Origin of the sequence: Mesorhizobium sp. M0590, assembly GCF_040320905.1 — a bacterium.
Lineage (GTDB): Bacteria > Pseudomonadota > Alphaproteobacteria > Rhizobiales > Rhizobiaceae > Mesorhizobium.
This window is the reverse complement of sequence record NZ_JAMYQN010000002.1, coordinates 163014-182958: the sequence shown is the minus strand read 5'-3', so window position 1 is coordinate 182958 and position 19945 is coordinate 163014. Positions and strand designations below refer to the sequence as shown.

The 19945-nt window shown below is 63.5% G+C and carries 17 protein-coding genes; 4 read left to right on the top strand and 13 right to left on the bottom strand.

Features of this window, described 5'->3' with window-relative positions:
• Positions 1-4 precede the first annotated feature (4 nt).
• The 13 genes from NKI52_RS04555 to puuE all read right to left on the bottom strand — a co-directional run bounded on the left by NKI52_RS04555 (position 5) and on the right by puuE (position 14476).
• Positions 5-1444 carry a S8 family serine peptidase gene (locus NKI52_RS04555; RefSeq protein ID WP_023680216.1) on the bottom strand — a complete coding sequence of 480 codons (1440 nt, stop codon included), beginning with the start codon at positions 1442-1444 and terminating at the stop codon, positions 5-7.
• Positions 1434-2102 (bottom strand): anti-sigma factor, encoded by a 669-nt coding sequence (locus NKI52_RS04550; RefSeq protein ID WP_352568403.1) that lies wholly within the window; start codon positions 2100-2102, stop codon positions 1434-1436. Before NKI52_RS04550 ends, NKI52_RS04555 begins: the two co-directional genes overlap by 11 nt.
• On the bottom strand, positions 2099-2662 hold the full coding sequence (locus NKI52_RS04545; protein WP_023676214.1) for a sigma-70 family RNA polymerase sigma factor: 564 nt from the start codon (positions 2660-2662) through the stop codon (positions 2099-2101). Before NKI52_RS04545 ends, NKI52_RS04550 begins: the two co-directional genes overlap by 4 nt.
• Before the next feature lie 133 nt (positions 2663-2795).
• Positions 2796-3635, bottom strand: coding sequence for an alkaline phosphatase family protein (locus NKI52_RS04540; RefSeq protein ID WP_084641081.1), 840 nt, complete (start codon positions 3633-3635; stop codon positions 2796-2798).
• 93 nt (positions 3636-3728) lie between these two features.
• Positions 3729-5414, bottom strand: a complete 1686-nt coding sequence (locus NKI52_RS04535) for an ABC transporter ATP-binding protein (protein WP_023676216.1) — start codon at positions 5412-5414, stop codon at positions 3729-3731.
• Positions 5414-6241 carry an ABC transporter permease gene (locus NKI52_RS04530; protein ID WP_023676217.1) on the bottom strand — a complete coding sequence of 276 codons (828 nt, stop codon included), beginning with the start codon at positions 6239-6241 and terminating at the stop codon, positions 5414-5416. The genes NKI52_RS04535 and NKI52_RS04530 overlap by 1 nt, the downstream gene beginning before the upstream one ends.
• Positions 6242-6252: 11 nt before the next feature.
• Complete coding sequence (locus NKI52_RS04525) at positions 6253-7212, bottom strand: ABC transporter permease (protein WP_023676218.1); 960 nt, start codon at positions 7210-7212, stop codon at positions 6253-6255.
• 16 nt (positions 7213-7228) lie between these two features.
• The gene (locus tag NKI52_RS04520) at positions 7229-8815 is read right to left on the bottom strand and encodes an ABC transporter substrate-binding protein (protein ID WP_023676219.1); all 1587 of its coding nucleotides are present in this window, start codon (positions 8813-8815) and stop codon (positions 7229-7231) included.
• A 154-nt stretch (positions 8816-8969) separates the two neighbouring features.
• A complete protein-coding gene (locus NKI52_RS04515; RefSeq protein ID WP_352568401.1) occupies positions 8970-10952 on the bottom strand; it encodes a CocE/NonD family hydrolase in 1983 nt (660 codons plus the stop codon).
• Between the two features lie 85 nt (positions 10953-11037).
• Complete coding sequence (locus tag NKI52_RS04510) at positions 11038-11631, bottom strand: nucleoside deaminase (protein WP_352697174.1); 594 nt, start codon at positions 11629-11631, stop codon at positions 11038-11040.
• Positions 11628-12134, bottom strand: a complete 507-nt coding sequence (locus NKI52_RS04505) for an ureidoglycolate lyase (protein WP_352697172.1) — start codon at positions 12132-12134, stop codon at positions 11628-11630. Before NKI52_RS04505 ends, NKI52_RS04510 begins: the two co-directional genes overlap by 4 nt.
• Entirely contained in the window at positions 12131-12979 is an 849-nt protein-coding gene (locus tag NKI52_RS04500) for a bifunctional allantoicase/(S)-ureidoglycine aminohydrolase (protein ID WP_502896636.1), read from the bottom strand. The genes NKI52_RS04505 and NKI52_RS04500 overlap by 4 nt, the downstream gene beginning before the upstream one ends.
• A 63-nt stretch (positions 12980-13042) precedes the next feature.
• Positions 13043-14476, bottom strand: a complete 1434-nt coding sequence (puuE, locus tag NKI52_RS04495; protein WP_352697169.1) for an allantoinase PuuE — start codon at positions 14474-14476, stop codon at positions 13043-13045.
• Positions 14477-14649: 173 nt separating this feature from the next.
• Here puuE and uraH point away from each other — a divergent pair, with 173 nt between their 5' ends.
• From uraH to xdhC, 4 genes are all read left to right on the top strand, one after another.
• Positions 14650-15024, top strand: a complete 375-nt coding sequence (gene uraH / locus NKI52_RS04490) for a hydroxyisourate hydrolase (protein ID WP_352697167.1) — start codon at positions 14650-14652, stop codon at positions 15022-15024.
• Between the two features lies 1 nt (position 15025).
• Entirely contained in the window at positions 15026-16507 is a 1482-nt protein-coding gene (gene xdhA / locus NKI52_RS04485) for a xanthine dehydrogenase small subunit (RefSeq protein ID WP_352697165.1), read from the top strand.
• Positions 16507-18858, top strand: a complete 2352-nt coding sequence (gene xdhB, locus NKI52_RS04480) for a xanthine dehydrogenase molybdopterin binding subunit (protein ID WP_352697163.1) — start codon at positions 16507-16509, stop codon at positions 18856-18858. Before xdhA ends, xdhB begins: the two co-directional genes overlap by 1 nt.
• A 62-nt stretch (positions 18859-18920) precedes the next feature.
• Positions 18921-19898 carry a xanthine dehydrogenase accessory protein XdhC gene (gene xdhC / locus NKI52_RS04475; RefSeq protein ID WP_352697430.1) on the top strand — a complete coding sequence of 326 codons (978 nt, stop codon included), beginning with the start codon at positions 18921-18923 and terminating at the stop codon, positions 19896-19898.
• Positions 19899-19945: the final 47 nt, after the last annotated feature.

Genomic DNA, 19945 nt, shown 5'->3' with positions numbered 1-19945 from the left:
CGGGCTATTCCTTCGCCGCCTCGGCCGCCTTGGTATTCAGCAGGCCAAAGCCGAAATCATTGTCCCGCCCCTTGGGGCCGAGATCCCTGGCGGTGGCGGCAAGTGCTTTCTCGACCCAGTCGGCCGAACGGTCGGGTGCGGCATGGAACAGGTTGGCGACGGCGCCGGTCACGATCGCTGCGGCGAAGGACGTCCCGGTCACCACGTCCGAGCCGGCGCCGCTCGGCGCCACCATCTCGACGCCGGGAGCGGAGATGAAGACATAGGCGCCGCGATTGGCCTGCGGCATCAGCCCGTCCTTGGCATCGGTGGCCGTCACCGCCATCACGCCGTCGAAGGCGGCCGGATAACCATAGGGCGCCTTCGGTCCGTTATTGCCGGCGGCCGCAACCAGCACGATGCCAAACGCGCGCGCATTGCGGCAGGCGATGCCGAGCAGGTCGTTCTTCGGACCGACGAAGCTCATATTGATGATGCGGACATCCTGCTCCGCCGCCCAGTCGAGCGCCGAAAGGATGACGTCCATGGTCGACTTGCCGCCCTCGAAGGCGCGGGCGTGATAGATCCTGGCACCCGGCGCCATGCCTTTGAACGCGCCGGTGCCGGCAATCAGTCCATCGACCGAAGTGCCGTGGTCGCGCGCCTTGATCGGCACGTCGGGCATGGCATCGAACTGCCCGGCGATGACGCCGGAGAGCGCCGGATTGCCGTCATCGATGCCGGTGTCGATGACGCCGACGCGCACATTCTCGCCGCTGGCTTTGTCGGCATCGAGCGCAATGCGCTCGAACGCATAATTGACGATGCTGGCCGCCTGCTGCAGCGAGTAGACATGGTTGGCCTCACGCCGCAAAGTACGGCCGTCGGCGGCAAGTTGCGCCAGCACGACGCCGACCGGGCGGCCATCGGGAATGCCGAAGCGCACCAGCGTGTTGCCGAGCAGCCGCGACTGCCGCTGCGAGCGTATCTCGAGGCCGAACGAGGCCGCGATCTGCTGGACCGCGCCGGCATCGCCATTGACCGTGACCAGCACCTCGTCGGGCACGAAATCGCCGATCACGGCGCGCGGCGGCTCGGTTGCGACAAGATCGGTGGGTGCTACGACCGGACCGCCCGGCGCGGCAGCCTGTATTGCCGGCGCGACGGCGGGTGGGGTTGCAGTATTGCCAGGAGGTATAGGCGCCTCGGTGACTACGGCAGGATTGGGGAACAGGTCGACAATCAAGTCCGGAAGAAACACCGCGCCCGTTATTCCAGGAGCCAGCGCTTTGCCGCCATCCTTCACGGCGCCGCCATCCTTGGCGCAGTCGGCGTTGGCAGCATTTCCCCGGTTCAGGCAGTCGATCTCAGCCTGGGTGAGGTTCGGGTCATTGGTCTGCGCCATTGCGGACGCGGCGAAGATTGTCATCGCTGCCGTCAATCGAATGACCGCCTTAGCCGCCATCAGCCGGTTTCCTTCCCTCCAGCGCAGCTTCGGTGAAAGGCTGGGCGGCAATAAGGCCAAGCAGCTTCTGATAGTCGGCGGCGGTCTTGGCCGGAACGCCGAGGCGGAAGACACCGTCGGCGGTCGGCCCGCCGGCGATCTTCAATTGGTTCTGGTCGAGAAAAGCGATGATGTCGGACAGCTTCGCATCCGGTTTGAACTTCACAAGTGCAAACGGCATTTTGGCCAGGTCGTCTTCCGATCCGGCAATCTCGAAATCGCCACCTCTGTTGCCGGTCTGCACAAAGGATTGCGCGACGACCAGGGCCAGCAGCACCGCGGCCGCGGCCCAGGCGACGCCGACCGGCACCGCCATGAAGCGGCTCCAGGCTTGCGCCAGCCAGGACGATGCCGCAGGCGCGCGGGACGGGCCGGCCTCGGCGTCGAGCGCCTTGGCAAAGCGGCTGAGCGCATCGGCCGGCGGGCGGATTGCCTCGTTTGCGGCAGCGGTGCCGGAGAATTCGGCCTCGGCCTCGCCTAGTGCGGCCATCGCCGCCGGATCGCTCGCCAGCCATTCCTCGATGGCTTCGAGCTCGGTGCCCTCCAGCGAGCCGTTCAGATAAAACGGCAGCAGCATTTCCATTTCGTCGCGGCGTGACATTTTTTCAGCGGCGCTCATGGCCACCCCCTGTCGTAACCGGCGGCCTTGAGGGCTTCGCCGAGTTTCTTGCGGGCGTAGAACATCCTGGTCTTGACCGTTGCGACCGGGATGCCGAGTACCTCGCCGATCTCGCTCACCGATTGCCCGTGATAATAGGCAAGGTCGATCACCGTGCGGTGCTCTTCCGGCATGGCATCGATAAAGCGTCGCAAGGCGGCGGCCTTGTCTTCCTTCATCGTCACGACTTCCGGCGTGTCGGCGCCGTCGGCGACCCGGGCCGCGTCATCGTCGTCGATCCAGTCTTCCTTCTTCTTGCGCAGCAGGGACAGCGCCTTGAAGCGGGCAATGCCGAGCAGCCATGTCGAGACCTCCGAGCGCCCCTCGAAGGCCGGTGCCTGCCGCCAGAGTTCGAGGAACACCTCGTTCGCGATATCGTCGGCCATCAGTTCCGATCCCGTCTGGCGTGCCACGAAGCGGTAGACCCGCGCGTGGTGGCGCATGAACAGGAGCCGCACGGCGGCACGGTCACCTTTCGCGACCCGCTCGACAAGCGCGCGATCGGTCTCCGCGGCCGTCATCGCCGGTCGAGCCGCCTGGCTCCTGCCTGCTCTGTCGCTGATCGGCCCAAAAAGGTTCACCGCATCCGCCCGTATATTTGCGGAGGCTAACTGAAGAGCGGGAGCGTTGCCAGAGGGAGAAGAGGGCGCGCGCTCAGCTCAGGAATGGCTCGGCCTTCATCGTCGCCGGCACCGGCACGCCGAGGCGCACAAGCACCGTCGGCGCGAGCTGCAGCTGATCGAGCAGCGTATTGGCTTCCGGACCCTCGCCGGATCCGAAGTAGTAAAGTGCGAAATCCTGCATCTCCTCGTCGTGGCCGCCATGATGGCCGCGATCGGTCTGGCCATGATCGGCGGTGACGATCACCTCGTAGCCGGCTTCCCGCCAGCGCGGCAGAAAGCCGGCGAGCATGGCGTCCATTGCATAGACGGCATGATCCATCTCGTGGCAGTCATGGCCGAAGCGGTGGCCCATCGAGTCCAGCGTGCAGCTGTGCAGGATGCCGTAGTCGATGCCGTAGCGCCTGGTCAGCATGGTCAACGTCGCGAACAGGTCGACGTCGCTCGGCGTCATCTGGTTCCTGGCATTGTAGCCGGTCATGGTGTGGAACCGGCCATGGCTGATCGGCCTGCCCGGCTGGTCGAACTCCATGTCCTCGACCAGGTCGAACGGATAGGCCCGAAAGAATTCGGACCAGTAGGAGTGGGTGACCGCACCGGTCTTGCCGCCGGCCCTGCTGACTTCGGAAAAGATGTCCGGCTGTTCGACGCGAAACCGGTTCTCGTTCGACAGGATGCCGTGCACTTGAGGCGGCACGCCGGTGTGGATCGAGGCATAGCAGGATGCCGAGGTCGACGGCAGCACGGAGCGCATCTTCCACACGCGGGCTTCGCCTGATTGCACCCAGCCTTCGAGATTGCCCATCAGCCGTCGCCAGTTCCGGTAAGGCACGCCGTCGAGGATGATGAGCAATAGTTTTGTGTTGAGCGCCAAGGGCGCCTCCATGCGGCTTAATCGGAAAAGTCAGGGCGGGCCTGCCGTTCAATCCACGCCCGGACAGGATCGTCGGGCGCAAAGGGCGGCCCGCTAGTTCCCCGCGCTGGCCATGCGCCGTCCCTTGATCGCTTTCTCTAGCCAGCCGATCTCCATTTCTGGCACCGACGATAGCAAAAGATCGGTGTAGGCATCGAAGGGTGGCGTCAGCACGGTGCTCTTGGCGCCGTAGCGCACCACTTCGCCGCGATACATCACGGCGATTGAATCGGCGATCGACTTGACCGTGGCCAGGTCGTGGGTGATGAACAGATAGGCGACGTTTTCCTCTTTCTGCAGCCCGAGGAGCAGCTCCAGTATGCCGTGGGCGACCAGCGGATCGAGCGCCGAGGTCACCTCGTCGCAGATGATCAGCTTCGGCTTTGCGGCGAGCGAGCGGGCGATGCAGACGCGCTGCTTCTGGCCGCCCGAAAGCTCGGCCGGATAGCGGTCGACATAGCCTTTGCCCATTTCGATCTTGTCGAGCAGTTCCGCGACACGGGCGTCACGTTGCCTTCCGCGCAGACCGAAATAGAATTCCAGCGGCCGGCCGATGATGGTGCCGACCGTCTGGCGCGGGTTCATCGCCACGTCGGCCATCTGGTAGATCATCTGCAGTTGGCGAAGATCCTCTTTCGGCCGGTCGGCAAGCCGGTTGGCGAGCGGCCGTCCGTCGAAGGTGACGGTGCCTTGTTCGGGCGGCAAGAGGCCGGTGATGGCGCGCGCCAGTGTCGATTTGCCGGAGCCGGACTCGCCGACCACCGCCAGCGTCTGGCCGGGGAAAATATCGATCGAGACGTTCTTCAGCACCTTGATGTGACTGCGGCCATAGGCGGCGGTGATGTTCTTGACCGACAGGAACGGGCTCGTGCCAGGCTTCTGCTCCTGGTGTTCGATCTCATGCACCGAAACCAGCGCGTTGGTGTATTCCTGGCGCGGCTCCTTGATGATCTGGCGGGTGCCGCCCCATTCGACCAGCCGGCCGTGGCGCAGCACCATGATCTCGTCCGAGACCTGGGCGACGACGGCAAGGTCGTGAGTGATGTAGAGCGCCGCGACATGCGTGTCGCGGATGGCATCCTTGATCGCCGCCAAGACGTCGATCTGCGTCGTCACGTCGAGCGCCGTGGTCGGCTCGTCGAAGACGATCAGGTCGGGTTCCGAGCACAGCGCCATTGCCGTCATCACGCGCTGCAGCTGACCGCCCGAGACCTGGTGGGGGAAGCGCTCGCCGATGCTTTCGGGGTTCGGCAGGCTGAGCTTCTTGAACAGCGCCACGGCGCGCTTTTCGGCTTCGGCCCGCGTCGCCGTGCCGTGCAGGAGTGCTGCCTCGACCACCTGGTCCATCAGCCTGTGCGCCGGATTGAAGGCGGCTGCCGCCGATTGCGCGACATAGCAGACCTCGCGGCCGCGCAATTTGCGAAATCCTTCGTTGCCGCCCTTCAGGATGTCGCGGCCATTGAGGATGACCTCGCCGCCGGTGATGCGCACGCCGCCGCGGCCGTAGCCCATCGACGACAGGCCGATGGTCGATTTGCCGGCGCCGGACTCGCCGATCAGGCCAAGCACCTTGCCCTTCTCCAGCGTCAGCGAGACATCGTGCACCAGCACGATGTTCTTCGGCGCCTCACCCGGCGGGTATACCGTGGCCTCGATGCGCAGATTGCGAATGTCGAGCAGCACGCCGGACTTCGGTTGCCCGGGCTTCGGTTGCCCGGGCTTCGGTTGCTTGTCAGCCATTACCCGCGTCCTCCCTTCAGGCTTGTCGTGCGGTTGAGCACCCAGTCGGCGACGAGATTGACGGAAATCGCCAGCGCTGCGATCGCCGCCGCCGGAATGAGGGCGGCGCCTATGCCGAAGACGATGCCGTCCTTGTTTTCCTTGACCATGCCGCCCCAATCGGCGCTAGGCGGCTGCACGCCAAGGCCGAGGAAGGACAGCGTCGACAGGAACAGTACGGCATAGATGAAGCGCAGGCCGAGTTCCGAAACCAGCGGCGACAGCGCATTGGGCAGGATCTCGCGGAAGATGATCCAGCCGCTGCCTTCGCCGCGCAATTTGGCCGCCTCGACATAATCCATGACGTTGATGTCGACGGCGACCGCCCTCGACAGGCGGTAGACGCGGGTCGAATCCAGAACGCCCATGACCAGGATCAGCGTCACCAGATTGGATGGCAGCACCGACAGCACGACAAGGGCCATGATCAATGTCGGGATCGACATCAGGAGATCGACGAGACGCGACAGAAGCGTGTCGAACCAGCCGCCGAACACCGCGGCCGAGAAGCCGAGGATGGCACCGAGCGAGAACGACAGCGCGGTCGCCAGCACCGCGATGAACAGGGTGATTCGGGCGCCGTAGATCATGCGCGACAACAGATCGCGGCCGAGATTGTCGGTGCCCAGCCAATGCGCCGCCGACATCGGTTCCCAAGGGACGTCGCTGACGATCTCGGCATTGCCATGCGGCGCGATCCACGGCGCAAAAATTGCTGCCAGCACGAACAGCGCCGTCAGCACGATGCCGACCAATGCCGGGATGGGGATGCGTTTGATGACGAGCATACCCGCCCCCCTCATTTCGGATGTCTGAGGCGCGGATTGGCGATGATCGCCGCTATGTCCGCGATGATGTTCAGGCTGATGTAGACGGCGGCGAAGATCAGCCCGACCGCCTGCACCACCGGCACGTCACGCTTGGTGACGTGGTCGACGAGGTATTGGCCCATGCCTGGATAGACAAAGATAACTTCGACCACGACGACGCCGACGATCAGGTAAGCGAGATTGAGCATCACGACGTTGATGATCGGCGCAATGGCATTGGGGAAGGCATGCCTGCGGATGACCGCGAAGGCCGAAAGCCCCTTGAGTTCGGCGGTTTCGACATAGGCCGACTGCATGACATTGAGGATCGCGGCGCGCGTCATGCGCATCATATGGGCTAGCACCACCAGGGTCAGCGCCGCCGCCGGCAGTGCGATGGCCTGAATGCGTTCGCCGAAAGGCATCCCGTCATAGACAGTGGAAATGGCGGGAAACCATTGATGTTGCACCGCGAAGAAAAAGACGAGCACATAGCCGACGAAGAATTCCGGGAAGGACGTCGAGGCCAGCGCCAGTCCCGAGATCAGCTTGTCGACCCAGCCATTGCGGTAGCGCACCGCGATCAGCCCGAGGATGATCGCCAGCGGCACCGCGACGACCGCCGCCCAGAAGGCGAGGAACAGCGTGTTCCACAGCCTTCCCTTGATAGAGGTTGCGATATCCTGACCGCTCGACATCGCCGTGCCGAGATCACCGGTCAGAATGCCGCCGAGCCAGCGAAAATAACGGATGTAAGCGGGATCATTGAGGCCGAGCTGCTCGCGCAGATTGGCGAGCGACTCCGGTGTCGCCGACTGTCCTAGGATGGCTTGCGCGACGTCGCCGGGCAGGATCTGGGTGCCGGCGAAGATCAGGACCGAAACGGCCAACAGCAGCAGAATGCCCAGCGCAATGCGCTGGGCCACCAGTTTCACGATGGGTGAGGACATATCCGCAAGGCCGGGCTCAGGCTTCGAGCCAGCACTTCGCCAGAGCATATCCGTTCATCAACTCCTGATGCGGATCATCCACCCACCCGGCAACCTTGGCGCCCGTCGCGTCGATAAACTGATTGAACATCGGCAGGATCAGGCCGCCCTCGTCGCGCACCATCACAGCCATGTCGTGGTACATTGCCTTGCGCTTGGCCTCGTCGAGCTCGGCGCGAGCCGCCAGCACCATCTTGTCGAAATCCGGACGCTTGAACCGTGTGTCGTTCCAGTCGGCCGTCGACAGATAGGCAGTCGAGTACATCTGGTCCTGCGTCGACCGGCCGCCCCAGTAGGAGGCGCAGAAGGGCTGCTTGTTCCAGACTTCCGACCAATAGCCGTCGCCCGGCTCGCGCTTGATCTCCAGCGTGATGCCGGCCTTGGCAGCACTCTGCTGGAACAGCTGTGCAGCATCGACGGCACCGGGGAAGGCGACGTCCGACGTCCGGAGCAGGACGGCACCGTCATGGCCCGACTTCTTGTAGTGGAACTTGGCCTTGTCGGGATCGTATTTGCGCTGCTCGATTTCGGTGAATAGCGGGTACGATGCATTGATCGGGAAGTCGTTGCCGAGCGAGCCATAGCCACGCAGCACCTTGTTCAGCATCTCCTCGCGGTCGATCGCCAGCTTCAACGCCATCCGCAAATCGTTGTTGTCGAACGGCGCGGTGTTGCAGTGCATGATGAAGACGTAGTGGCCGGGTCCCGAATGGTTGCGGATGGTGACGCCGGGCACGCGCTTGATCAGATCGACGATCTTCGGCTCGACGCGGTTGATCATGTGGACCTGGCCGCCCTGCAGGGCGGCCGTGCGCGCCGTGGCGTCGTTGATGACGATGATCTCTATCTGGTCGGCATGGCCCATCTTGTCGCCCTGCCAATAATTGGCGAAGCGCTCGCCGCCATGGCGCACGCCGGGCTCGTTGGTGGTGACCTTGTAAGGACCCGCCGAGATGCCGGCATCGGCCTTGTCCTTGCCGCCATTCGGCTGAATGATCAGGTGATAGTCGCTAAGCAGGTAGGGCAGGTCGGCATTCGGCTCCTTCAGCGTCAGCACCACTTCCTTGCCGCTGGCCTTGATGCTCTCGATGCCTTTCATATAACCGAGCGCACCGGACTTTGACTTCTCGTCCGAATGGCGTTCGAGGGTGGCGGCCACGTCCTCTGCGGTCACCTTCTTGCCGTTGTGGAACTCGACGCCATCGCGGATCTTCAGCGTCCAGGTCTTGGCGTCGTCCGACGAGCCGATCTCCTCGGCGATGCGGTTCTCGAGCTTGCCTTCGGGAGACAGTTCGACGATCAGTTCGCCCCACATCTTGCCGAAGGCGAACGGCACCTGCGTCATAAACAGCGCCGGATCGAGGCTGTTGGTGGACTCGCCACCGACCAGGCCGGCCTTGAGCGTGCCGCCCTTGACCGGACCCGCCGCGCGGGAAGCGCTGGATAGCAGCGAATTGGCGATGGTTGCGGTGACGCCAAGCGCTGCTGCCCGGCCGAGAAAATCGCGACGGCTCAGCTTGCCGGACGCAACGCGCCGGCTCAGATATTCCAGTTCGTTTGACATGTTGAGTTCCTCACTCTGCTGGTCCGACCTTATGGTCGTTTTTCTCATTTCTATCGGGAGAATAATGACCGTAAGGGAAAGCGGTAAGCAAGACCGAATGCGACATGCCGTGGCGTAAATCGTGCGTCGCAATTGGACCAATCGCTATAAGCGCTCAAAGCAGTGCGCGCGGGATTTTCTCCTCGAAGTTGCGCTCGAAGACCAGTTTTTCGCCTTCGTAGGCTTCGATTCTGGCGCTAACCACGAAGCTTTGCGCGTCGGACCGCATTTCGGCGAAGGTTTCGGTGCGCACCGACCATCCATTTCGCGACAGCGTCTGGGTCCAATGCGTCTTGCCCGAGGCTGACAGCGGATTGTCGGGATGGATCGCCCATGTCTCTCTGGCGATGCTGCCATTGGCGAGGCCATGCTCCAGGTCGCGCACCTCACCGAAATCGTCGACGATGGAAAGCGTAATCATTCCGGTCTTTTCGTCGCGATCGACATGACGCTCGGAATTGGCGGGCCGAAGCGTCTCCGTTGCCCAGGGCGCAGCACCTTCGGGAGCGGGGAAGGTGACCTCGTCGCCTGTCGCCGGCGGGCGTACCGGCAGCATCAATGTCGCGGCCGACAATTCGAGCCGGACCGGCTCCGGCGACGGCCAGATCATCGGCCAGTAGGCGTTCGAAACGGCAACGCGCAAGCGATGGCCGGCCGGCACGCGATAGGCGCATTGGTCGAGCACCACCCGGGCGCTGACGGTTTCGCCGGGCACCAGCGCTTCGGGAAATTCGTGCGAGTTGCGATGCGTCAGGTTGAGCACGCCGTACGAGATCAGCTCCGATGCCCCGTCCGGATGGACGTCGCACAGCCGAACCGCGATGTTCGCCTGGCGCCGGTCCGACGAGACGCTGACCACAACTTCGGGAGCACCGACAATGTCGACCGTTTCGGTCAGCACCGGCTGGTCGAAGCACACCGACAGCGCATCGTCGGGGCGCTGGTCACCCGGCAGTTCCGGGCCGAAGGTGAAGGGGAAATATTCGCCGCCGGCGAGGCCGCAGCTTTGCGGCGAAGCGACGATAGCGTGGTTGCCTTCAGCGATAAGCTCAACCTCTTGCGTCTTGATGTTGGGTGACGGCCATTCCGATTCAGCGACCCAGCGGCCCGGCCGCTCGGGATGCCAGCGTGCCGGACGCACGCTGTCCATGACATAGGCGCGGTAGGCGGGGTCGGCCTCGACGCCGGTGTCGATGTCCTTCAGCCAGCGGTCCCACCAGCGCAAGGCCTCCTGCAGGAAGCCGATGCGCGGTTCGGGCGCGGCGTAATGCGGGTATTTGTGGATCCACGGGCCGACGATGCCCTTGACCGGCGCCTCGATATTGACGGCGAGATGGGAAATCGTATTGCGATAGCCATCATGCCAGCCGCCGATCGACAGCACCGCGGCATGGATGGCGGAATAGTCCTCGCAGATCGAGCCGCGCCTCCAATAGGCATCGCGATGCTGGTGCTTCAGCCACAGCGGTGCCAGGAATGGCTGGTTCTCCAGCCTGGTCAGCCACAGGTCGCGCCATCTGTTGTCGCCGGCCAGCAACGGATCCGGCGGCCTTGACGAATAGGACAGCATGGTCGAGGCCCAGCCGAAATTCTCGATCAGCAGGCAGCCGCCCTTGTAGTGGATGTCGTCGGCATAGCGGTCGACCGTCGAACAGAGACTGATGGCCGCCTTCAGCGCCGGCGGCTGCTTAGACGCCACCTGCAGGCAGTTGAAGCCGCCCCACGAAATGCCCATCATGCCGACATTGCCGTTGCACCAGGGCTGGTCCGCCGCCCAGGCGATGACGTCGCAAGCGTCCTGCAATTCCTGCTCGGAATATTCGTCGTCCATCAGCCCTTCGGAATCGCCATTGCCGCGCATGTCGACGCGGATCGAGGCGTAGCCGTGGCCGGCAAAATAGGGATGCGTCAGCTGATCACGATAGATCGTGCCGTCGCGCTTGCGATAGGGCAGGTGTTCGAGGATTGCCGGCACTGGGTCGTCGGCAGCATCGGCCGGCATCCACACCCGCGCCGACAGCCGGCAGCCGTCCGGCATGATGATCCCCATATCCGGAAATTCGACGATCTTTCGGGGGAATTCAGTGACGATTTTCATGCGGGCGAACTCCAGGAGCGCCAGATGATGGAGCCCGTGAGAGCGCGTCATGGGCCAGTCAACGAATTCGGCTGGTCAATCCGCGTCAATTCAGCGGAATGTCGTTTTCGTCCTTGCCGGCCTGATAGGCGCCGGACAATTCGTCATAGCGCGTTGATATTGTGTGGATGCGCGCTTCCAGCCGACCGCGCTCGGGGTCCGGCAGCGAGCGCACCAATTTGCGGATCGAAAAGCTCTTCCAATAGGCATTCTCGGCATTGTAGCCGCCGGGATCGAGGGTGAAGACCTCTTTCAGGATCTTCAAATCGTGCGGGATGTCGAAGCTGTCGCGCGAGTCCTCGTGGCTGAACAGATAGAAGAAATTGTCGAAGCCGGTCCAGGTGATCGCCGACAGGCAGAGCGAGCAAGGTTCGTGCGTGGCAAGAAAGATCGCGTCCTTGGTATCGACGCGCTCGGCCTTCGGCATTTCGTAGAAGCGCTTCAGGCAGTGCACCTCGCCGTGCCAGAGCGGGTTTTCGGTCTCGTTGTTGGTTTCGGCAAGCACCAGCGAACGGTCGTCCTTGCGCAGGATCGCCGCGCCGAACAACTTGTTGCCATGCGCGACGCCCTCGGCCGTCTTCGGCACGATGTCGTGCTCTATGACATCGAGCAGGCGGTCGATCAGCGAAATGTCGGTCACCACCGGCTCCCATCGGGAAGATGTATCTCGTAGGCGTGAGAGAAGTGGCACTCTTCGAGGTTGGAGCCGTCACCGCCACGGTCGACGACCAGGAAGTCCTGCGGCTCGCCGATCGGCGTCAGCACGCCGTGCCACAAATTGCGCGGATAGTTGATGCCTTGCCCGGGCGCGGTGATGAAGGCCTGCGGCTCGCCCGGGCCCCCCTCGCCGTCATGGCAGACGACGACCAGGAACGGCCGTGGTGACAGCGGGATGAAGGCCTGGCTGCCAAACGGATGGCGCTCCACCATGGTAAGCTTCAACGGCAGCTCATAGGGCGTGCCACGCACCATCGAGATCAGCACGCGCGCATTCGGCCCTCGTGCTTCCGCGGTGGCGAGGTCATGGTAGCGCTCGGCCTTGCCGCCATTGATCGGATAGTGGTTGTCGCCGCCCATATCGATGACGTCGCCGAATTCGGCGAAATTCTCGCGGGTCAGCGGCCGCGCGACGATGCGGGTCATGGTGTAGGTCTCGCGACGCCGGCGCTGCCAAGCTTGGCGTGGCGGTTGACGTCCTTGTAGAGGAGATAGCGGAATTTGCCTGGCCCGCCGGCATAACAAGCCTGCGGGCAGAAGGCGCGCAGCCACATATAATCGCCAGCCTCGACCTCGACCCAATCCTGGTTGAGACGATAGACCGCCTTGCCCTCCAGCACATAGAGCCCGTGCTCCATGACATGCGTCTCGGCGAAAGGAATGACCGCGCCCGGCTCGAGCGTGACGATGGTGACATGCATGTCGTGACGCATGTCGGCCGGATCGACGAAGCGCGTGGTCGCCCATCGGCCTTCGGTACCCGGCATCGGCGTCGGCGCGATTTCCTGTTCGTTGACGAAGAACGCTTGCGGCGGCTCGATGCCGTCGACTGCATCATAAGTCTTGCGGATCCAGTGGAAGCGGACGGCGGCGCCGCTTTCATTGTGCACCGTCCACCCACTCGCCGGCGGCAGGAAGGCAAAGCCGCCCGGCATTAAGCTATGTTTCTTGCCGGCAAGCGAAACGCTTAGCTCGCCTTCGACCACGAACAGCGCACCTTCGGCGGCGGCGTCAAGCTCAGGGTGGTCGCTGCCGCCGCCAGGCGCGAGCTCGACGATATATTGCGAAAACGTCTCGGCAAAACCCGACAGCGGCCGCGACAGCACCCAGACGCGTGTCCCATCCCAGAACGGCAAGGCGCTGGTGACGATGTCCTGCATCACGCCCTTGGGGATGACGGCATAGGCCTGTGTGAACACAGCGCGGCCGGTCAGCAATTCGCTCTGGCCGGGATGTCCGCCCTGCGGCGCATAATAGGTTCGCTCGGCCATTTTCATCATATCCATAAATTCAAGCCTGTTGCGGACGCCAAGGCCTATCGCGGCAGCCAAAGCCTATTGCGGAAGCATGTCCTTGAGACGAAGCAGCGCGATGCGCTCGACCTGTCTGCAGGCGGTTTCGAATTCGACATCGTGGCTGTTGCCAATACGCGCCTCGAACTCGGCCAGGATCTCCCCCTTGGTCTTGTCTTTCACCGCAATAATGAAGGGGAAACCGAAACTGGTGACGTAGGCGGCATTGAGTTTTGCGAACAGCTCGCGCTCCTTGTCGGTCAGCGCGTCGAGGCCGGCCGAAGCCTGTTCCCTCGACGATTCCGCCGTCAGCCGCTTGGCCTGCGCCAGTTTTCCGGCAAGGTCGGGATGCGCATTGAGCACGGAAAGCCGATCGGCCTCGCTTGCCGCGCGAAAGACGCGGCAGAGCGCATTGTGCAGGCCGCCGGCACTTTCATGCGCCGGGCCGAGCTCCAGCTCATAAGCGCGCTCGGCAATCCACGGCGAATGCTCGAACACGCCGCCAAATGTATGGACGAAGGCCTCGAATTCCATTTTCGACGGGCGCAGCGCCGGCAACCGGAACGGATGCGTCTCCTGCCAATGTTTTGCGATGTCGATGCGCCGTGCCAGCCAGACCTTGTCGTGTGATTTGACGTAGTCGATGAAGCGCTTCAGTGCCGCGACCCGGCCCGGCCGGCCGACGAGGCGGCAGTGCAGGCCGATGTTCATCATGCGCGGCCGTCCTGCCTTGCCCTCGGCATAGAGCGTATCGAAACTATCCCTGAGATAGGCAAAGAACTGGTCGCCCGAGTTGAAGCCTTGCGGCGTGGCAAAGCGCATGTCGTTGGCGTCGAGCGTATAGGGGATGACCAGCTGCGGCTTCGCCGACCCGTCCGGTGCCACATGCTCGAACCAGTAGGGCAGTTCGTCGTCATAGGTGTCCGACGCATAGTCGAAGCCGCCCTCTTCCGCCGCCAGCCGCACCGTGTTGATCGAGGTGCGCCCGGTGTACCAGCCGGTCGGCCGCGCGCCTGTGACCTCATAATGCAGCCGGATCGCCGCTTCCATGTCGCGGCGCTCGTCTTCTGGCGCATGGTCGCGGTAGTCGATCCATTTCAGCCCGTGCGAGGCGATCTCCCAGCCGGCCTCCTGCATCGCCGCAACCTGATCGGGCGAACGCGCCAGGGCCGTGGCGACGCCGTAGCAGGTGACCGGCACTTGCGCCGCGCTGAACAGGCGCAGCAATCGCCAGAAGCCGGAACGGGCGCCGTATTCGTAGATCGATTCCATGTTCCAGTGGCGCTGGCCGGGCCAGGGCGCGGCGCCGACGATCTCCGACAGGAAAGCCTCCGAAGCCTTGTCGCCGTGCAGGACGCAATTCTCGCCGCCCTCTTCGTAATTGACGACGAACTGCACCGCGACATGCGCGCCGCCGGGCCATTTCGGATCCGGCGGATTGGCTCCGTAGCCGCGCATGTCTCGTTCGTAACGCATTCTCGCTCCTGCCGGAAATTGTGATCAGGATAGTCGAAAGGAGTGCCTGCGCATTCCCCCGAAATTTTTGAAAGTGTTTTTGTCGCGCTCCGCTCGACCGGGACTTATGCATCGCCTTTAATTGGCGCACAATTCATGAATAGTGTTCGACCGTTCAGGGAATGGAGCAGCCAGTGGCGGAAACGTCGAAAGCCGAAGGCGGGCGCCTGACGACCCACGTCCTCGACACTGCGGCCGGCAAACCGGCGGCCGGTCTGTCGATCGAGCTCTATCATCTTGACGGTCAGGCCCGGACGCATCTGAAAACGGTCGTCACCGATGATGACGGCCGTTGCGATGCTCCGCTGCTTGCCGGCGCGGAATTCCGTACCGGCGAATACGAGCTGGTCTTTGCGGCTGGCGATTATCTGCGCCGGCAAGGGACAAAACTGCCGGAACCGGCCTTCCTCGACCATGTGCCGATCCGCTTCGGTATGGCCGAGCCGGTGCACTATCATGTGCCGCTGCTTCTGTCCCCGTACGGCTATTCGACTTACCGGGGAAGCTGAGATGGCCGGGATCAAGACACGCAACGAAATCCGGTTCATCCTCAATGGCGAGGACGTCGCGCTCAGCACGGTTGCACCCGACCAGACCCTGCTCGATTGGTTGCGGCTCGACCGCTCGCTGCGCGGCACCAAGGAAGGTTGCGCCGAGGGCGACTGTGGCGCCTGCACGGTGCTGGTCGGCAGGCTCTCCGGTGGAACACTGGTCTATGAAAGCGTCAATGCCTGCATCCGCTTCCTTGGCTCGCTAGACGGCACACATGTCGTGACCGTCGAGCATCTGCGCGGCGACGCAGGAAAACTGCATCCCGTGCAGCAGGCGATGGTCGATTTCCACGGCTCGCAATGCGGCTTCTGCACACCGGGTTTCGTCATGTCGCTTTATGCTCTGTGGATGCGGGCGCCGGAGCCGTCGGACGCCGCCATCGAAAAGGCGCTGCAAGGCAATCTCTGCCGCTGCACCGGCTACGAGGCGATAATGCGCGCCGCACGTGCCATCTCCAGCTACGGCACGGCGGCAAAGGATCCGTTGGCGGCGGAGCGCAAGGCAGTCACGGCCAAGCTCGAAGCGATGAAGGACGGTTCGCGCATCGAGATCGGCTCCGGCAACAAGCGGCTGATCGTGCCGGCCAATGCCGACGATCTGGCCAGCGTACTCGTCAAGGAGCCGGGCGCCACTGTCGTCGCGGGTTCGACCGATGTCGGCCTTTGGGTGACCAAGCACATGCGCGATATTGCGCCGGCGGTTTTCATCGGCAATCTCGATGGTCTGTGCGGGATTTCCGAGGACAAGGGCGTCGTCTCGATCGGCGCCGGTGTCACCTATAGCGAAGCCTTCTCGACGCTGGCGAAACGCATCCCGGCGCTCGGCCCGCTATTCGATCGAATCGGCGGCGATCAGGTGCGCAACATGGGCACCATCGGCGGCAATATCGCCAACGGTTCGCCGATCGGCGATACGCCGCCGCCGCTGATCGCACTCGGTGCCCGCCTGACGCTGCGCCGCGGCGACAAGCTGCGGACGATCCCACTCGAGGATTTTTTCATCGCTTATGGCCGACAGGACAGGCAGCCCGGCGAATTCGTCGAGGCCGTGCATGTTCCGGTGCCGGGTAGCGAGACGAAATTTGCCGTCTACAAGATCACCAAGCGCCGCGACGAAGACATCACAGCAGCGCTAGGCGCGTTTTTCCTGAAGCTCGCCGAGCATGGCACGGTGGCGGATGTGCGCATCGCCTATGGCGGCATGGCGGCAACGCCGAAGCGAGCCTTTGGCGTCGAAAAGGCATTGCTTGGCAGGCCCTGGACGGAAGCGACGGTCGAGGCGGCGATGGCCGCGTATGCCGACGATTTCACGCCGCTGACCGACATGCGGGCAAGCGCCGAATACCGGGCGCTGGCGGCGCGCAACCTGCTGCTGCGCTTCTTTGCCGAAACCACCGGCACCCGGGCGCCGATCCAGGTATCACGGCACGAGGCGGCATGATGAACAAGCACGCCACCCCAAACCTGAAGGCAAAAAAAATCGCCGGCGGCGTCGCCACCGACCAGCGCCATGATTCCGCGCACAAGCATGTCAGTGGCACGGCCGTCTATATCGACGACATGCCGGAACCGGCCGGCACGCTGCATGGCTGCCTTGGGCTTTCGACGGCGACGCATGCCACCATCACCAGCATGGACCTTTCGGCGGTGCGCGCCGCACCCGGCGTCATCGACGTGCTGACGGCGAGCGACGTGCCAGGCGAGAACGACATTTCGCCGACCGGCCGTCACGACGAGCCGGTGCTGGCCGACGGCAAGGTGCAATTCTTTGGCCAGCCGATCTTCTGCGTCATTGCCGAAACCCGCGAGCAGGCGCGCCGTGCAACGAGGCTGGCCAAGGTCGAATACAAGGAATTGCCGTTCGTCGCCGATGTCGGTGAGCTCGATCCACGGATGGATAAGCTGGTCACGCCGCCGCTGACGCTGAAGCGCGGTGATGCAGCGGTTGCGATCAAGGCGGCGCCGCGCCGGCTGAAGGGAAAGATGCGCATAGGCGGCCAGGAGCATTTCTATCTCGAAGGCCATATCGCCTTGGCCATCCCCGGCGAGGACCACGACGTCACCATCTATTCCTCGACCCAACACCCGAGCGAAATCCAGCACATGGTCAGCCACGCGCTCGGTGTTCCGAGCCACGCGGTGACGGTGGAAATCCGCCGGATGGGCGGCGCTTTCGGCGGTAAGGAAACGCAAGGCAATCAGTTTGCGGCATTGGCCGCTATCGCCGCGAAGAAACATCATCGGGCCGTGAAAATCCGGCCCGACCGCGACGACGACATGATCGCCACCGGCAAACGCCACGATTTCCTCGTCGACTACGAGGTCGGCTTCGACGACGAGGGCAATATTCTGGGCGTAGATTTCATGTTCGCGGCGCGCTGCGGCTTCTCGGCCGACCTCTCCGGCCCGGTCACTGACCGCGCGCTGTTCCATTGCGACAACACCTATTTCTGGCCGGCGGTGCACGCGCAATCGGCGCCGCTCTACACCAACACGGTATCGAACACTGCCTTTCGCGGCTTCGGCGGCCCGCAAGGCATGGTCGGCGCCGAGCGCGTCATCGACGAAGTCGCGTTTGCCGTCGGCAAGGACCCGCTCGAAATCCGCAAGAAGAATTTCTACGGCACCAGCGACCGCAACATCACGCCCTATCACCAGACGGTCGAGGACAACATCATCCACCGCATCGTCGCCGAACTGGAGGCGAGTTCCGACTATGCGAGGCGCCGCCGCACCATCGATGCTTTCAATGCCAACAGCCCCTTCATCAAGCGCGGACTGGCGCTGACGCCGGTCAAGTTCGGCATCTCGTTCACCGCCACCCACTACAACCAGGCCGGCGCGCTGGTGCATGTCTATACCGATGGTTCGGTGCATCTGAACCACGGCGGCACCGAGATGGGGCAGGGCCTCTATGTCAAGGTGGCGCAGGTCGTGGCGGAAGAGTTCCAGATCGACCTCGATCAGGTCAAGATCACCGCGACGACGACCGGCAAGGTGCCGAATACCTCGGCCACCGCCGCGTCTTCCGGCTCCGACCTCAACGGCATGGCGGCGCAGAATGCCGCCCGCCAGATCAAGGACCGGTTGATCAATTTTGCCGTCGAGAGATACCAGGTGCCGCGGGACCAGGTGCTGTTCCTGCCCAACCGCGTGCGCATCGGCAACCAGGAGATCGCCTTCGCCGATCTCGTCAGGCAGGCCTATATGGCGCGCATCCAGCTTTCGGCGGCGGGTTTCTACAAGACGCCGAAAATCCATTGGGACCGCGACAAGGGCGAGGGCCATCCCTTCTACTATTTCGCCTATGGCGCCGCGTGCTCGGAAGTTTCGGTCGATACGCTGACCGGCGAATATGTCGTCGAGCGCACCGACATCCTGCACGAAACCGGCCGCTCGCTGAACCGCGCCATCGACCTCGGCCAGATCGAGGGCGGCTTCATCCAGGGCATGGGCTGGCTGACGACGGAGGAACTGTGGTGGGACGACAAGGGGCGGCTGCGTACCCATGCTCCATCGACCTACAAGATCCCGCTCGCGTCGGACCGGCCGAAGATTTTTAATGTGACTTTGGCCGACTGGGCGCAAGCAGGCGAGCCGACGGTGCACCGCTCCAAGGCGGTCGGCGAGCCGCCCTTTCCGCTCGCAATGTCGGTGCTGCATGCGCTGTCGGACGCAGTTGCGAGCGTTGCCAGCCACAAGATCTGCCCACGCCTCGACCCGCCGGCCACGCCGGAGCGTGTGCTGATGGCGATCGAACGGCTGAAGCGGGAAGCCAGGACCGGCGCTTGAATCCCGGAAAACGTGCAATTCAGGCCGAAAAACTCTATATTTCCCGATAGGGAACGCGAATGATGAACGCGAAAGTGCAGAGCCTGAAAGCCTTTCTTGCCGGCGCCGGCCGGGTCGCCTTCGTTGAGGTGGCCGGGACAAAAGGTTCGACGCCGCGCGAGACGGGTGCCTTCATGCTCGTCTCGGGATCGGCCACTTTCGGCACGATCGGCGGCGGCCAGCTCGAATACATGGCGACCGACAAAGCGCGGCAGATGCTTGGTCGATCTGCCGCAGGCCCTGGCGAGGTTGGCGCCGCCCCTCATCCGCCTGCCGGCACCTTCTCCCCGTATAGTGACGGGGAGAAGGGGGCTGGCCGCAACGCTGTCGCCACGCTCGACATCGCGCTCGGCCCGGAGATCGGGCAGTGCTGCGGCGGCAGAGTCGAGCTGCTGATCCGGCTGGTCGACCCCGCGCTTGAGGCCAAGCTTGTTGCGGAGGCGGAGGCCGAGGCGGCGCACCTGCCGCATGTTTACATCTTCGGCGGCGGCCATGTCGGCCAGGCGCTGGCCTCCGCGGTGGCCTTGCTGCCGGTGCATGTCGTCGTTGTCGAGACGCGAGCCGAGGCGCTCGAAGGCATGCCGGAAGCGGTCGAAACCAAGCTGACGCCGATGCCTGAGGCGATGGTGCGCGAAGCCCCGGCTGGATCCGCCTTCGTCGTCCTTACACATGACCATGCGCTGGACTTCCTGATCATCGCCGAGGCGCTGAAACGCCGGGATGCCGCCTATGTCGGCATGATCGGCTCCAGAACCAAGAAGGCGACGTTCCGGAACTGGTTCCTTAAGTCGGCGGACGGAAGCGAGGCGGAATTTGCCCGCCTCGTCTCGCCGATCGGCGGCGATGCGGTGAAAGACAAGCGTCCGCAAGTCATTGCAGCGCTCGCCGCGGCCGAAATCATAACGGCATTGGCGAGGTATTATTTACCCGTCGACGGGCCAAAATATTCCCAATCACCGGGCGGTGGTCGGTCGACCGCATCATCGTCGCAGACTTTTTGATGCTATGAACGAAAGACTGGAGCAGTTGGCGCGTAAGGCCGAGAAAA

Coding starts and splice junctions, on each gene's coding strand:
- NKI52_RS04555 (WP_023680216.1), bottom strand. CDS start 1,444: ATGGCGGCTAAGGCGGTCATTCGATTGACGGCAGCGATGACAATCTTC.
- NKI52_RS04550 (WP_352568403.1), bottom strand. CDS start 2,102: ATGAGCGCCGCTGAAAAAATGTCACGCCGCGACGAAATGGAAATGCTG.
- NKI52_RS04545 (WP_023676214.1), bottom strand. CDS start 2,662: ATGACGGCCGCGGAGACCGATCGCGCGCTTGTCGAGCGGGTCGCGAAA.
- NKI52_RS04535 (WP_023676216.1), bottom strand. CDS start 5,414: ATGGCTGACAAGCAACCGAAGCCCGGGCAACCGAAGCCCGGGCAACCG.
- NKI52_RS04530 (WP_023676217.1), bottom strand. CDS start 6,241: ATGCTCGTCATCAAACGCATCCCCATCCCGGCATTGGTCGGCATCGTG.
- NKI52_RS04525 (WP_023676218.1), bottom strand. CDS start 7,212: ATGTCCTCACCCATCGTGAAACTGGTGGCCCAGCGCATTGCGCTGGGC.
- NKI52_RS04520 (WP_023676219.1), bottom strand. CDS start 8,815: ATGTCAAACGAACTGGAATATCTGAGCCGGCGCGTTGCGTCCGGCAAG.
- NKI52_RS04515 (WP_352568401.1), bottom strand. CDS start 10,952: ATGAAAATCGTCACTGAATTCCCCCGAAAGATCGTCGAATTTCCGGAT.
- NKI52_RS04505 (WP_352697172.1), bottom strand. CDS start 12,134: ATGACCCGCATCGTCGCGCGGCCGCTGACCCGCGAGAATTTCGCCGAA.
- NKI52_RS04500 (WP_502896636.1), bottom strand. CDS start 12,979: ATGGCCGAGCGAACCTATTATGCGCCGCAGGGCGGACATCCCGGCCAG.
- puuE (WP_352697169.1), bottom strand. CDS start 14,476: ATGCGTTACGAACGAGACATGCGCGGCTACGGAGCCAATCCGCCGGAT.
- xdhA (WP_352697165.1), top strand. CDS start 15,026: ATGGCCGGGATCAAGACACGCAACGAAATCCGGTTCATCCTCAATGGC.
- xdhB (WP_352697163.1), top strand. CDS start 16,507: ATGAACAAGCACGCCACCCCAAACCTGAAGGCAAAAAAAATCGCCGGC.
- xdhC (WP_352697430.1), top strand. CDS start 18,921: ATGAACGCGAAAGTGCAGAGCCTGAAAGCCTTTCTTGCCGGCGCCGGC.